Annotated in this window: 14 protein-coding genes; 1 reads left to right on the top strand and 13 read right to left on the bottom strand. The window is 74.3% G+C overall.

The genetic code is table 11. The features are described 5' to 3' along the window. Position 1: 1 nt before the first annotated feature. A complete protein-coding gene (locus tag O7615_RS13740) occupies positions 2-766 on the bottom strand; it encodes a crotonase/enoyl-CoA hydratase family protein (protein ID WP_278177900.1) in 765 nt (254 codons plus the stop codon). 86 nt (positions 767-852) lie between these two features. On the opposite strand from O7615_RS13740, the gene O7615_RS13745 reads away from it, so the two are divergent. Further along, positions 853-1,704: a Rieske 2Fe-2S domain-containing protein gene (locus tag O7615_RS13745; RefSeq protein ID WP_278177901.1), complete on the top strand. Its 852-nt coding sequence runs from the start codon at positions 853-855 to the stop codon at positions 1,702-1,704. A 495-nt stretch (positions 1,705-2,199) separates the two neighbouring features. Here O7615_RS13745 and O7615_RS13750 read toward each other — a convergent pair whose 3' ends face one another. Genes O7615_RS13750 through O7615_RS13805 form a run of 12 tightly spaced genes read right to left on the bottom strand, consistent with a single transcriptional unit; the run spans position 2,200 to position 11,518 of the window. Then, positions 2,200-3,570 carry a LysM peptidoglycan-binding domain-containing protein gene (locus O7615_RS13750; protein WP_278177903.1) on the bottom strand — a complete coding sequence of 457 codons (1,371 nt, stop codon included), beginning with the start codon at positions 3,568-3,570 and terminating at the stop codon, positions 2,200-2,202. Between the two features lie 15 nt (positions 3,571-3,585). Then, positions 3,586-4,011, bottom strand: a complete 426-nt coding sequence (locus O7615_RS13755) for a pilus assembly protein TadG-related protein (protein WP_278177904.1) — start codon at positions 4,009-4,011, stop codon at positions 3,586-3,588. Then, positions 4,008-4,472: a TadE/TadG family type IV pilus assembly protein gene (locus tag O7615_RS13760; protein WP_278177905.1), complete on the bottom strand. Its 465-nt coding sequence runs from the start codon at positions 4,470-4,472 to the stop codon at positions 4,008-4,010. The genes O7615_RS13755 and O7615_RS13760 overlap by 4 nt, the downstream gene beginning before the upstream one ends. After that, a complete protein-coding gene (locus tag O7615_RS13765) occupies positions 4,457-4,915 on the bottom strand; it encodes a TadE family protein (protein ID WP_278177906.1) in 459 nt (152 codons plus the stop codon). The genes O7615_RS13760 and O7615_RS13765 overlap by 16 nt, the downstream gene beginning before the upstream one ends. A 36-nt stretch (positions 4,916-4,951) precedes the next feature. Continuing rightward, positions 4,952-5,188 (bottom strand): hypothetical protein, encoded by a 237-nt coding sequence (locus tag O7615_RS13770; RefSeq protein ID WP_278177907.1) that lies wholly within the window; start codon positions 5,186-5,188, stop codon positions 4,952-4,954. Between the two features lie 27 nt (positions 5,189-5,215). Continuing rightward, the gene (locus O7615_RS13775) at positions 5,216-6,025 is read right to left on the bottom strand and encodes a type II secretion system F family protein (protein WP_278182093.1); all 810 of its coding nucleotides are present in this window, start codon (positions 6,023-6,025) and stop codon (positions 5,216-5,218) included. A 50-nt stretch (positions 6,026-6,075) separates the two neighbouring features. Continuing rightward, positions 6,076-6,978, bottom strand: a complete 903-nt coding sequence (locus tag O7615_RS13780; RefSeq protein WP_278177908.1) for a type II secretion system F family protein — start codon at positions 6,976-6,978, stop codon at positions 6,076-6,078. A gap of 7 nt (positions 6,979-6,985) precedes the next feature. Further along, a complete protein-coding gene (locus tag O7615_RS13785; RefSeq protein ID WP_278177909.1) occupies positions 6,986-8,515 on the bottom strand; it encodes a CpaF/VirB11 family protein in 1,530 nt (509 codons plus the stop codon). Then, the gene (locus O7615_RS13790) at positions 8,505-9,305 is read right to left on the bottom strand and encodes a ParA family protein (RefSeq protein WP_278177910.1); all 801 of its coding nucleotides are present in this window, start codon (positions 9,303-9,305) and stop codon (positions 8,505-8,507) included. Before O7615_RS13790 ends, O7615_RS13785 begins: the two co-directional genes overlap by 11 nt. A 2-nt stretch (positions 9,306-9,307) precedes the next feature. Further along, positions 9,308-9,967, bottom strand: a complete 660-nt coding sequence (locus O7615_RS13795) for an SAF domain-containing protein (protein ID WP_278177911.1) — start codon at positions 9,965-9,967, stop codon at positions 9,308-9,310. A gap of 58 nt (positions 9,968-10,025) precedes the next feature. After that, positions 10,026-10,952: a hypothetical protein gene (locus O7615_RS13800; protein WP_278182094.1), complete on the bottom strand. Its 927-nt coding sequence runs from the start codon at positions 10,950-10,952 to the stop codon at positions 10,026-10,028. Continuing rightward, the gene (locus O7615_RS13805; RefSeq protein WP_278177912.1) at positions 10,949-11,518 is read right to left on the bottom strand and encodes a hypothetical protein; all 570 of its coding nucleotides are present in this window, start codon (positions 11,516-11,518) and stop codon (positions 10,949-10,951) included. The genes O7615_RS13800 and O7615_RS13805 overlap by 4 nt, the downstream gene beginning before the upstream one ends. Positions 11,519-12,205: the final 687 nt, after the last annotated feature.

Consider the following 12,205-nt stretch of genomic DNA (forward strand, 5'->3'; position numbering starts at 1 on the left):
TTCAGGGGGTGGGGTGGCCGTGGCGGCCGGCGCCGGCGGTGAAGAGGGCGGCGCCGGTCGCGGCGTCGGCGGCCAGGGAGTGCATGCCGTATGCCAGCTCGGTGGCCAGGGCCTCCGGTTCGGGGTGGGTGGCGGTGGCCAGCACCGAGGCGCGGTCGTTGCGCAGGCAGGTCTGCGGGTGGCGGGCGATCTCGGCGGCCAGCCGCTCGGCCGCCGCCCGGGACTCACCCGGGCCGACGAGCCGGTTCACCAACCCCATCACGTACGCCTCATCGGCGGGCACCGCACGCCCGGTGAGGATGAGGTCCATGGCCCGGCTCTCGCCGATCAGCCGGGGCAGCCGCACCGTCCCGCCGTCGATCAACGGCACTCCCCACCGCCGGCAGAAGACCCCGAGCACCGCGTCGGCCTCGGCGACCCGTAGGTCGCACCAGAGCGCCAGCTCCAGCCCACCGGCCACCGCGTACCCGGAGATCGCGGCGATCACCGGCTTGCCGAGCACCATCCGCGTCGGACCCATCGGGCCGTCGCCATCCGGCTCGACCCGGTTGCCGCTGGGCGTACCGATCGCCTTGAGGTCGGCGCCCGCGCAGAACGTGCCGCCGGCTCCCCAGAGCACCGCGACCGCCGCGTCCGGGTCGGCGTCGAAGGCCCGGAACGCGTCGGCCAGCGCCCGCGCGGTCGGCCCGTCGACCGCGTTGCGCACCGCCGGCCGGTCCAGGATCACCGTGGTCACCGGCCCGTCGCGCTCCACCCGTACCGCCATCTTGTCAGCATGCCCTGCCGGGGCCTGGCTGGCTATTCGTCCTCGACGACCGGTTTGCGACGGCGTACGGCGGGAAGTCGCTACTCGTGCGAGCGTTGTTGACGAAGATCGAGCAAGCCTCCGGCCTGGACCGGTTCGGTGACCGGGTGCAGCAGGTTGTCCAGGGAACCCTTCGTGGGCAACGGGTCCGGGACCTGCTGCACGGGGTCTGGCTGGGCCATCCGCTGCACCCGGCGATGGTGCAGGTGCCGGTCGGCGCCTGGATGAGCGCGGCCGTGCTGGACCTGATGCCCGGCCAGCGGCGGGCAGCCACCACACTGACCGCGGTCGGCACGCTCAGCGCCGTGCCGGCGGCGGTGGCCGGGCTCAACGACTGGGCGGCGCTCGCCCGCGACCAGCGCCGCGTCGGCCTGGTGCACGCCGCGTCCAACACCGTCGGGCTGGCGCTGTACGGCGGTTCGCTGGCCGCGCGGCTCTCCGGTCGGCATGGGCTCGGCCGCGCCCTGGGCTGGCTCGGGCTCGGTGCCGTCGGCGCCGGGGCGTATCTCGGCGGGCACCTGGCGTACAAACAGGGTGCCCAGGTGAACGTGAGCGTCTCCGACCTGCATCTGATCAGCGACGGCTGGCACTCGCTCGCCGAGATGGCCGCCCTTCCGCAGCGGGAACTGGTCACCCGCCAGGTGGACGACGTATCGCTGGTCCTCTACCGGCACGGCGACGACGTGACCGTCATGCTTGAGCGCTGCCCGCACCAGAGCGGCCCCCTCGGCGAGGGCGAGGTACGCGAGATCGACGGGCACGCGTGCGTGGTGTGCCCGTGGCACGGCAGCACGTTCCGCCTCAACGGTGGCGAGGTCGTGCACGGGCCGTCCTCGAACGACCAGCAGATCCTGCCGACCCGAGTGGTGAACGGCGTGCTGGAGGCCAGGCTGCCCTGACCCCGGTGCGGGCCGCGCGCGACGGGCCCGGTAGGGCCGGGCGGTCGGGCGAGGGTTACTCTCCTCGCGCCCTGTCGAGCTGAACCGTCTGTGCTCTCACCCTCGCCCGTCCGTGACGCGATTCACCTGTGCTATCAGCTCGACAGGCGCGGCGGCCCACACCGGGATCCGTCGGCGTGAACCGCGGGGCGGGCCTGGCTGGTGGTCAGCTGTGCTGTCAGCTCGACCCGGACGCGGCCTATGCAGGAAGCCCTTCGGCCCGAACCGGCGCGGGACGGGCCTCTGGCTGGTGGTCAGCGTGCTGTCAGCGCGACACGGGCACGGCCTACGCAGGGAGCCATTCGGCGTGAACCGCGCGGGGGCTGGCCTGGCTGGTGGTCACCCTGGTTGCCCGGCGCTGGTGCACCGCGTCCGGCTTGGCGGGCCGTCCGATCGCGCGGCGAACCGCACGGGGGAGGTTCGACGGGCGCAGTTGCCGGCCACGGCGGTCTGCCGTCAGTCCTTGCGGTGACGGCCCACCGGCAGTTCGCGAGGAGGGCTGGCCGGTGGGCGCCGCGCGGCAGCGCGGTCCAGCGCGGGCCGACCGGCGCGGGCCACCGCTGGCCTGCGGCGCAGGCCCAGCACCGCGCCGATCTGCGCGCCGACGATGCTGGCCACGGCCAGCACGGCGGAGACGGCGAGCGGGCGGTTCACCCGGTCCGGTTCGCCGGCTCGGGCCGCGCCCACCGTCACCACCGGCGAGTGTTCCGCCGAGGTATCGCCGCGTGCCGGTGGCTGCGCCCCCTCCGGGGTGGTCCCGGTCGGTGCGGGGGTCGCCACACCGGGCTGCTCCACGGTGCCGCCGGGCTGCCCCGCCGCGCCGCCGGGCTGCTGCACCGCGCCGCCCGGCTGCTCCACGGTGCCGCCCGGCTGCTCCACGGCGCTGCCGGGCTGATCGACCCTGCTTCCGGGCTGATCGACCGCGCCGCCCGGCGTCGGGGGCGTCGGGCGCTCGCGCTCGGCCCGATCGGGTGTGGCCGGTCCGGGTGTGGGGCGGGCCTTCGGGGCGACCAGGCGACCGGTGGCGTGTGACCGGGAGCCCTGGTCCCGCGCCTCGGCCGGAAGCTTGATCAGCTGGCCGGGGCGGATCAGGTCTGGATCGCGCAGTTCGTTGAGCGCGGCCAGCCTGCGGTAGTCGTCGAAGTCGTCGAGGTACCGGTCGGCGACCCCGCCCAGGTAGTCGCCCCTGGCGACCCGGTAGACCGGTGTGTCGGCGGCGCCGTCCCGATCCGCCCGCGCGGCTGCCGCAGGACCGGCCGCCGTCGCTGGTCCGGTCGCCGCCGACACCGACCGTGCCGTGGGCACCGACATCGTGGTCGCCGTTGCCGGTCCGGTCGCCGCATGCGCCGACATCGCGGGTGCCGTCGCCGGGGCGAGGGCCGCCGTGGCCGCCGGTCCTGTCGCGTACGCCGGGGCGGTGTGGGCCGTGGTGGCGGCGGTGGCGGCGGGGCTGGCGGCGAGGATGAGCGCGACGGACCCGACCAGCGCGGCGGCGGCCCGTTGCTGGCGGCCCAGGCCCGGCAGTCGGGGCGCCGGCCGGTCCAGCGCCTGCGCGCCCAGCTCCACCAGCACGGAGAGGGCGAACGTGGCCCAGCCGAACCAGCCGGCTATCGCCAGCGCCCGCAGGAAGAGCTGCCCGTCGTCGCGGCTGGTCAGCGTGGCGCCGACCTCCGCGAGCGTGGGTAGGTGGTCGGGGAGCGGGTTGCCGGCGAAGGCCAGCAGCGCGATCGGCCCGCCGACCAGCAGGCCGACCAGCGCGACCAGCGCACCGAACCCGGTCAGCAGGTGACCGACCCGCCGTACGGCGGTACCACCCGATGCGGCCATGGCAACCTTCCTTCCCTAGGTGACTCCGGTGAGCGCCCGCGCGGTCGCCTCGCCGGAGACGGTGACGGTGTTGGAGAAGTTGAAGAGGCCGAGCATGGCCCGGTCGTAGGTGACCCACACGCGTACCCGGATCAGGGTTTCGCCGTCGACCACCGGAAAGCTCACCTCGTGGTCGCTGGCCCCGGCGGCGGCGAGGTAGTCCCGGACGGCACGGCGGGCCTGGAGCTGGTCGATCCGCTTGGGCCCGCCCTCGATCGCGGTGGCGAGGTCGATGGCCTGGCCGCCCGCGCGAGCCGCCTCGGCCGCCAGGTTCTCGGCGCGTTGCAGCGTACGGAGCTGGCCCGCGCCGTCGAACGTCATGCCGATGATGGCGAGGACCCCGACGAGGGCGATGGCGAGGAAGATGCTCACCCGCCCGGCGTCGCCACGGCCCGCCGTCATCCCCGGCTCCGGTAACGGTCCAGTGGCGAGGTGAACGAGGCGGTGATCCGGTTTCCGCTCGGCATCGTCAGGGCCGGCAGCCTGATGTCGGAGTAGGAGACGGTGCAGGTGATCTCGACGGTCACCGTGGCGTCCTGCCCGACCTGGCTGCGGAAGGCCGCATCGAAGGTGGTGGAGTTGCCGCCGACCGAGCCGCGGAAGGTCACCACGGGGGCGCCGGTGCAGGCCACTCCCCGCCAGTCGAGCTGGTCGCGGGCCGCGTCCCGGGCCTCCCCGCGGGCGGTGGCGGCGTCCCGGGAGATGGACGCGGCCCGGGCGGCGTCGTGCGCGGCGGCCTCCAACGCCTCGCTGGCCACCGCGGTACGCCCGGCGACCCCGGCCAGCACCATCATCGCCACGAAGGCGGGCGCCAGGACGGCCACCTCGATCGAGACCGAGCCCCGGCTCATGGTGCGGTCCATCGTTCCACCGTCCCGTGTGCGGTCTGCCGCACGGAGAAGCTGACGCCCGGCACCACCGACAGGGACCGGCCGGTCACCGTGCACGTCACGCCGACCGGCTCGCCGGGCGGGTCGGTGGCCGTCGCGACGCAACTCGGCCCCGGGTCGTTCCAGTCGACCAGCCAGTCACCGGCCTGGTGGAGGAAGGTCGTGGCCCGCTCCGCACCGGCGCCCACCGGAGCCTGGTGGAGCCGCTGGGCGTTGACCCCGATCTGCGCGGCGTTGAGCGCGGTCGAGCGGGCCATGAACACGGCGGCGACCTGCACCGAGGCGAACAGCATCAGCAGGATCGCCGGTAGCGCCACCGCCAGCTCGACCGGGTTGCCGCCCCGTTCCCGGTCGTCGGGCGACCGTGCCCGGCCGTCCGGGGCATGCCGCCGGTGGTGCCGGGCGGCTGCCGCCACCCGGCACACTCCGGTCGACAGGACTCGGTGCATGGGTCAGGGAGCCGTCGGGTCTTGGTGCGTCGGGATGTTGTCCATCCAGTCGTTGGCCGCACCGAGGGCGGCGGCGGTCACCGCCATCGCCACGGCCACCAGGCCGAAAATGATCACAGCGGTCGGCACCGGACTGTCACCACGGTCGCCGCGCAACTCGGCCAGCCGCGTTCGCAGCGCGACGTGCAGGTGGGTCAGCCGCGCGCCCAGCGCGCCATGCAGGTGGGTGAGGACGGGCATCGGTACTCCTTCGGTCGGGGTCGGGACTCAGAGGCGGGCCAGGAACGGGTAGATGGCGAAGCCGAGCAGGACGAAGACCAGCAGCGCGCCGGGGATGTCGAGCCGGCTGGTCACCCCCTCGGCCCGGGCCAGGTTGTCGGTGCGGATCTGGTCGCGCAGCGAGTCGGCGCGGCTGCGCAACGTCTCGTGCACCTGCGCGCCCTCGCTGCCGGAGGAGCGCATGATCGCGCCGACGTCGCCCAGCTCCGGGATGCCGATCCGGTCGGCGAGGTCGCGCAGCTCGTCCCAGGGGGAGTGCATCTGCATCTGGGCCATCCGCAGCGCTTCCGAGATTCGGTCGAAGACCCAGCCCTCGCAGATCGCGGCGGCCCGCTCCAGCGACTGCACCGGCCCGTGCGCGGCGGAGAGCTGCAACGCGACCAGGTCGAGGTAGGTGCAGACCGCCTGGCGGAACTCGTCCCGCGCGGCGTCGGCCTTGGTCAGCACCGCCCGGTGCGCCACCAGCGCGCAGAGCAGCGCCAGACCGAGACTGCCCAGGACCGGCACGGCCAGCGGCAGGGAGATGCCGACCGCGAGGAACGTGACGCTCAGCAGGGCCGGTGCGGACAGGCCGATCAGGGCCGACAGCAGCACGGAGAGCGCGTACTGCTCGGGCGTGCGGTCGAGCAGGGCCAGCTGCCGGTGCGGTGGGCGTAGCCAGCGGGTCAGCCCGGTGAGCCAGTCCAGACGCCGATCCGCGGGACCGGTCCGGGCGGCTCCCGGCGGCTGGTGCAGCCGGCGCAACGCCGGGCCGAGCGCGGGGGTCGCCGGCACCAGCTCGCGGATCACCAGGAACATGCCCAGCCCGACCGTGGCCCCGGCCACGACGGCGAGGGTGAGATGCAGGTTCACGCCACCACCTCGCCGGGATCGGGAGCGGGCAGGAACCGCGCCGGCCGGGGCGGTTGACTCATCGACCGCACCCAGGCCAGCAGGGCCACGAAGGCGGCGCCGAGCACGGCCATCACCACCTGCCCGAACGGCGTGCCGTACGGCTGGACGTACTCGCGGTTCAGCAGCCCGTACGCGATGGTGGCCAGCGTCATCCCGGTGAGGAAGCGGACCGCGAACCGGGGCTGGGTGCGCTTGGCCTCGATCTCCCGCCGGGTCGCCACCTCGGCGGCGGCGGCCGAGGCGATGGAGCCGAGCACGTCGCCGAGCCGCTCGCCCCGGTCGGTCAGGTGCAGGATGAGCGCCGCGACCACCTGGTCGCAGACCGGGTCGCCGATCTCGTCGGCGAAGGCCAGCAGGGCGGAGCGGGCCAGCCAGCCGGCCTGGAGCCGGGCCGCGAGCAGGCGTACCTCCTCCTGGATCTCCTCCGGTGCGGTGTTGACCGTGCCGATGATCGCCTGCTGGAGCCCCTGCCCGGTGGCGGAGACGTCCTTGAGCCGGCGGGTCCACTCGCCGACCGCCTCGATCCGGGCGATCGCCCGCTGCTCGGCCCGGCCGACCGAGAACAGCCACGGTGCGCCGGGCACCGCCACCGCGACCAGCAGACCGACCACGGGCAGGCCGGTCAGCAGGAAGGCCAGTGCGCCGGCCACCACCGCGCCGATCAGCAGCGCCTGGTGCGCCCGCTGTTCGCGGGCGGTGGTGCCGGAGCCGCGCCAGAGCCGCCCGAGCCCCGGGCTCGCCCCGGGTGCCGGGCCGGGCGGCCGGCGGGTGCCGACGAGCGCGACGATCGCCAGCACCAGGCCGGCCACGCAGGCGGCACCGGAGACCACGGCGATCAGCTCGATGTTCGTACGCACGCCCGCCTCACCGCCGACCGAGTCGGGTCTGCCGGGGCCGGCGCCAGGCGCCCTGGCCGGCCTCGATCCAGCGGCTCAGCAGCCGAGCGTCGTAGCCCACCCGCAACAGCTGGTCCCGGACCCGCTCGGGCAGGTGCCGGGGCACCGCGCGCCCGTCCGGCCCTGGGCCGAACACCTGCGTGGTGATGATCCGGCTGCCCTCGCCGACGCCCAGCACCTCCTCGACGTGCGAGACGAAGCGGTGCTTGCGCCCGCCGATGCCGGTCTCGTCGTCGACGGTGACGTAGACGATCAGGTCGAGCGCGTTGCCGGCCATCCGGCGGGCCTGGTCGACCGTCATCTCCCGGCCGTGGGCCAGCGCCAGCTCGATGATCCGCTCGCTCACCCCGGCCGGGGTACGGGCGTGGATCGTGCACATCGAGCCCCGGCTGGTGGTCATCGCCTGGAGCATCGGCACGATCTCCCGGGACCGCACCTCACCGACGATGATCCGCAGCACGCCCATCCGCAGCGAAACCGGGATCAGGTCGGCGATGCTCACCTCGCCGGCCGGGCGGCCGTCCGGCCCACGCTCGCCGTGCCCCTCCCGGGCCTCGAAGCTCATCACCGCCCGGTGCCGGTCACCCCGCCGGGCCGGCAGCAGTTCCCGGCTCTCCTCCAGCAGCACGTACGGCTCGTCGGGCGGGATCTCGCTCATCAGCGCCCGGATCACGGTGGTCTTACCGGCACCGGCCAGCCCGGCGACCATGATGTTCAGCCCGGCCCGCATCGATGCCCGGAGGAAGTCGCGCAGCAGCGGGTCTACCATCTCGTCCAGGTCGCCCCGGCTACCGGCCAGGTCGTCCAGGGTCACGTCGAGGGTGTTGTGCTTGCGGATCACCGCGTACGGGCGGTGGCTGACCAGGAACACGGCGGCCAGCCGGCTGCCGTCGGGCAGTTGCAGGTCGAGCGTGGGCTTCGAGGTGGACAGGGAGCGTTCCGTCGCGCCGGCCCGTCGGGCCGCCGCCTGGAGGATCTCCACCAGCTCGTCGTCGCTGTCGGCGATGGGTTCGACCCAGTCGACGCCGCCGCCGTGCCGGGTGATGCGGACCTGGTCGCAGCCGAGGATGTGCACCTCCTCGATGGTGTCGTCGACCAGCAGCGTCTGGAGCCGACCGAGACCGGCCAGCTCGGCGGTGACCTGGTCCAGCAGTAGACGCTCCTCGCCGGCGGCCATCGGCGTGCCGGCCCGGCGCACCGAGTCGGCGTACTCGGCGACCAGTTCGACCGCCAGCCGGGCGCGCTCGATGTCCTCCTCGTCGACGCTGAACTCCCGGCCGCGCTGCCACCGGGTGAGCCGCTCGCTCAGCTGCCGGCGCAGCTCGCGGACCACCTGGAAGTCCACCCGGGGCCGGGGCGGTGGTGCCGGTGGCGGCGCCGCGACCGGTACCGGCAGCGGCGGATGGTGCCGGCCGTTGACGGGCGGCAGCGGCGGTGCGGTGGAGGTGGCGCCCGGTGGTTGCCGGCGCGGATCCGACGAGACCGCTTCAAATCGCATCCGGAACCCCCTGGGAGACGGGCCACGCCAACCGCGCCCGCCGCCGTTCCAGCAGCGCGCCGACCGGCACCTCCAGCCCACGGGCCGCGCGCAGCAACGGCCGTCCGGCGCGCACGGTGCCGCCCAGGCCCAGCACCTCGGCGGTACGCGGGTCGTGCGGCAGCCGGGCGATCACCGGCATCTGGAGTGCCTTGCTGATCTCGCTCTTGCCGTGGCCGTCGCCGACCAGCAGTAGGCGCAGCGTGCCGGGCGGCACCCGGTGCTCGGCGAAGTCGCGCTGGATGCTCTGGAGCAGGGCGCGGGTGCCGGACAGGTCGGGCAGCTGCGCCCGGGACACCACCAGCACCACCGAGGCGGCGCGTAGCAGTGGCCAGGGTGGGCCGACGACGTGCAGCCGTCCACAGTCGACGATCACGTCGTACGGCGGGTCGCCGCGTTCCAGCCCGGCGAAGAAGTCGGCGAACCGCTGCCACAGCGGGGTGACGCTGCCCGCCTGGGCGGGGTCGATCACCCCGGGCAGCAGGAGCCGTTCACGGCGCGGCGCGTCCAGGTCGACCAGCTGTGACCAGAACGCGGTCTCCAGGCTGCCGTCGCGCAACTCGCCGACGGCCAGCTCGCCGATGCCGCGCGGGCCGTCGAGCGCGCCGCCGAGATAGCCGGCGAGGACCGAGCCGCCGGCCGGGTCGCACTCGGCGAGGATCAGCCGCCGATGCCAGCTCAACGCGCAGGCCAACGCCGTGGTGGTGACGCCCGGCGAACCCTTGGCCGAGACCAGCGCGATGATCGCCATACTCAGGCCGCCCTGGTCAGCACGACCGCGATCCGGTCCTGCGCGGCCAGCGCCACCACGGCCGGCACGTCCCGGACGGCGAGTGCGAGGTAGACCACGACCTGGTCCCGGCCCTCGGTGGAGACGGCGTCGGTGACGGTCGCGGTGAACCGGGTGGCGCCGGAGGCCGGACGGCTGTTGTCGTTGCTCGGGGTGCTGACCAGCAGGACCTGGTCGCCGGGGCGCAGCTTCGGCGCCGGCACCTGGGCGGCTCTGAGCCCGAGGGCGAGCTGCTGTTGCCCGGGGCCGAGCAGCGGTTCGTCGGTGAGCTGGCCCATGGTCAGCAGCGTGCCGGGGGCGAGCGAGACGGCGGCGCGCATGCCGATCACGTCGGCGAGCCGTCCGGCGGGTACCGGATCGAGCCCCTGCCCGCCGGCCACCTGCACCGTCACCAGGTCAGCAGCGGCGACCACGCTGCCGACCTCGACGGCCCGGGCCACCGCCAGGTAGCTGCCGGTCGCGCGGACCGAGGTGACCGCGAACGCCGAGCCCAGCCCGCCGAGGGCGATCAGCAGGACGGCCAGGCCGAGCAGGCCGGGCCGCACCCGGCGTTGCCGGACCACCCGGGGCGGGGCGACCGGTGCGTCCACCGGCGGGGTTCCGTCACGGGTCGCCACGCTCATCGGGGCCTACCTTTCGTTCGTGACTGCGGGGCTCGCAGGATCGGCTCACTCCTCGCGCTCACCGGGCCACCACCTGAAGCTCGTTGATCTGGATGGTGACCGGGCCGGTGGTGCGGGTGACGCCGTCGATGCTTCCGCTGTCACCACCGGTGCTGGTCCAGGTCACGGACCAATGTGTGGTCGCCTGGACCTGATACGTCCCGGCCGTTGGGTAGCCGTTGTGGTAGCCGCAGTCGGGGGAGCGCCGCCCCGCGTGTGGGCCGTCGGCGCGGTACCGGGTGCCGGGGCCGGTGCATACGACCTCGTCGCCGTTGCCCATGTCCCAGACGACCCGGGCGACCTCGGCCCGGATCGTGACGGTCAGGCCGCGATCCGAGGCGGCGGCGCTCAGCGGGCCGAACTGGCTGGCACCCGTCTCGGCCCACATCCAGACCGGCAGGCCGACCAGGCCGGGGCCGATGTCCTTGCGGGGCGCGACCGAGGCGCGGGGCGCCAGCAGGGTGATCGAGGCGAACGCCCGGCGGGCCAGTTCCTCCGGGTCCGGCGGGGCACCGAAGCCCGGCGGCGGCGCGTCCCGCAGCTCTAGGGTCTGGTCACCCAGGGCGCCGCCGCTGCAGGTTTTCAGGTACCACTGCTGGCCCTCGGGCGGCTCGGTGGGCGGCGACTCGGCGAGCTTGTAGTAGCAGCCGTCGCCGCTGTTGAACCAGCCGAGCAGGTCGTCGTAGCAGGGGATGGTGCGCCCCTCCCACTGGCAGACGCCACCGCCGCCGCCACCGTTGTTGCCACCGCTGCCGTTGTCGCCGCCGTTGCCGCCGCCACCGGGGGTGCCCGGGTCGTCGTCCCAGACGTTGCAGTTCGGCTGGGCCGGTGGGCACTCGGCTCCGGGGTCGGCGGCGGTCGCGGGCACCGCCCCGGCGGTCGCCAGCAGCACCGCCAGCGCGCCGCCGAGCAGGGCCCGGCGGGCGGTGCCGGTCCGCCGGGTCAGCACGGCTGGTCCTGGTGGGCCGCGCCGGCGTTGATCCGCCAGCGGCCGTCGGGATAGCGGATGGCCGTGGCGGTGACCAGGTGGCGGGAGCCCCGGGTGCCGGGCACCACCTTGTCGTCGGCGAGGTAGACCATCCGGTAGCCGCTGGCGTCGACGCAGTCCTGGATTTCCACGGTGGGCGGTGTGGCGTCCAGGTTCATCGAGACCACGGTGGGGTCTTCGGAGCGCAGCGTGCCGGCGCTGACCGCGCCGTGCTCGCGGGCCTGTCGCAGGTTGAACCGGACGCTGGTCAGCAGCGGGTCGGCGAGGAAGCGGGTCAGCTCCGGTGCCTGCGGGTCACTGCGACGGCTGGCCGTGCCGGACGCGGTGAGGTAGCCGGAGTAGGCCGCCAGCGCCGCCTTCTCCGCCGCCGCCTCGTCGGCGGCCCGCTGGGCGCCGACGGGTCTGCCCCGTTCGGGCGCGGTGGTGGTGGACGCCTCCTGAGCGCCGCCGCAGGCGGTGGTCGTGCCGACGGTGGCCGCCGCGACCAGGCCGGCCGTCCATCGGCTCAGCTGCCGTGCTCGCACCTCGTGCCCTCCTCGGTGCCGACCGGCGACCGCCGTCGCCGGTGTATTCGGGCGTGCGGCGGCGCGACCGGGCGGATTCCGCCGGCCCTGTCCAATACGCAGCCGCATTCACCTATATGGATCTTCTAAAAATGCACTGCCGTGGCTGGCCGTGGGTCTCGGACGTGGGTTGCGTCACATCCAAGGGGCGAGCATAGGCTGACGCCGACCGATGCAACAGAGGCAATTCACGGAAACACTCTGAGTTATGAATGGTGGTAAAGCCGGATGGTTACCGGAAGGTTGCGAGGGCCGGTCGACGCGGGGTGGGCGCTGGGCGGAGGTGGCGGGTCGCACGGGAAACTTCACCGTCGGTCGGGCAATCGGGTGGGCGGTCGTGATGGGGTAGGAAATGGCAATGGGTCCGATCCGTCCCCTCCGGAACGTGGGAATATCGGCCGTCAATTGCGTTCGGTGGGAATTCCATATGCCCACTCGGTGCATTCGCGCCAAGACCCGACCGGCGGTGCGCGGGCCCGCTCCGGACGTTCGGCCCGCCACCCGAACCGACCGGGCACACTACTCTCCGTGATGGCGCATCGCGCGGAGCGGCCGGCGTGAGCCGGGCCGACCCGCCGGGGTGGGTGCGGGACCGGGCCGGGGAGGGCGCTCCGGCGCCAAAGATCGCCCTACCGCCGGGGGCTGTCC

The organism is Micromonospora sp. WMMD1082, assembly GCF_029626175.1.
GTDB lineage: Bacteria > Actinomycetota > Actinomycetes > Mycobacteriales > Micromonosporaceae > Micromonospora.

Coding starts and splice junctions, on each gene's coding strand:
- O7615_RS13740 (WP_278177900.1), bottom strand. CDS start 766: ATGGCGGTACGGGTGGAGCGCGACGGGCCGGTGACCACGGTGATCCTG.
- O7615_RS13750 (WP_278177903.1), bottom strand. CDS start 3,570: ATGGCCGCATCGGGTGGTACCGCCGTACGGCGGGTCGGTCACCTGCTG.
- O7615_RS13755 (WP_278177904.1), bottom strand. CDS start 4,011: ATGACGGCGGGCCGTGGCGACGCCGGGCGGGTGAGCATCTTCCTCGCC.
- O7615_RS13760 (WP_278177905.1), bottom strand. CDS start 4,472: ATGGACCGCACCATGAGCCGGGGCTCGGTCTCGATCGAGGTGGCCGTC.
- O7615_RS13770 (WP_278177907.1), bottom strand. CDS start 5,188: ATGCCCGTCCTCACCCACCTGCATGGCGCGCTGGGCGCGCGGCTGACC.
- O7615_RS13775 (WP_278182093.1), bottom strand. CDS start 6,025: ATGTTCCTGGTGATCCGCGAGCTGGTGCCGGCGACCCCCGCGCTCGGC.
- O7615_RS13785 (WP_278177909.1), bottom strand. CDS start 8,515: ATGCGATTTGAAGCGGTCTCGTCGGATCCGCGCCGGCAACCACCGGGC.
- O7615_RS13790 (WP_278177910.1), bottom strand. CDS start 9,305: ATGGCGATCATCGCGCTGGTCTCGGCCAAGGGTTCGCCGGGCGTCACC.
- O7615_RS13795 (WP_278177911.1), bottom strand. CDS start 9,967: ATGAGCGTGGCGACCCGTGACGGAACCCCGCCGGTGGACGCACCGGTC.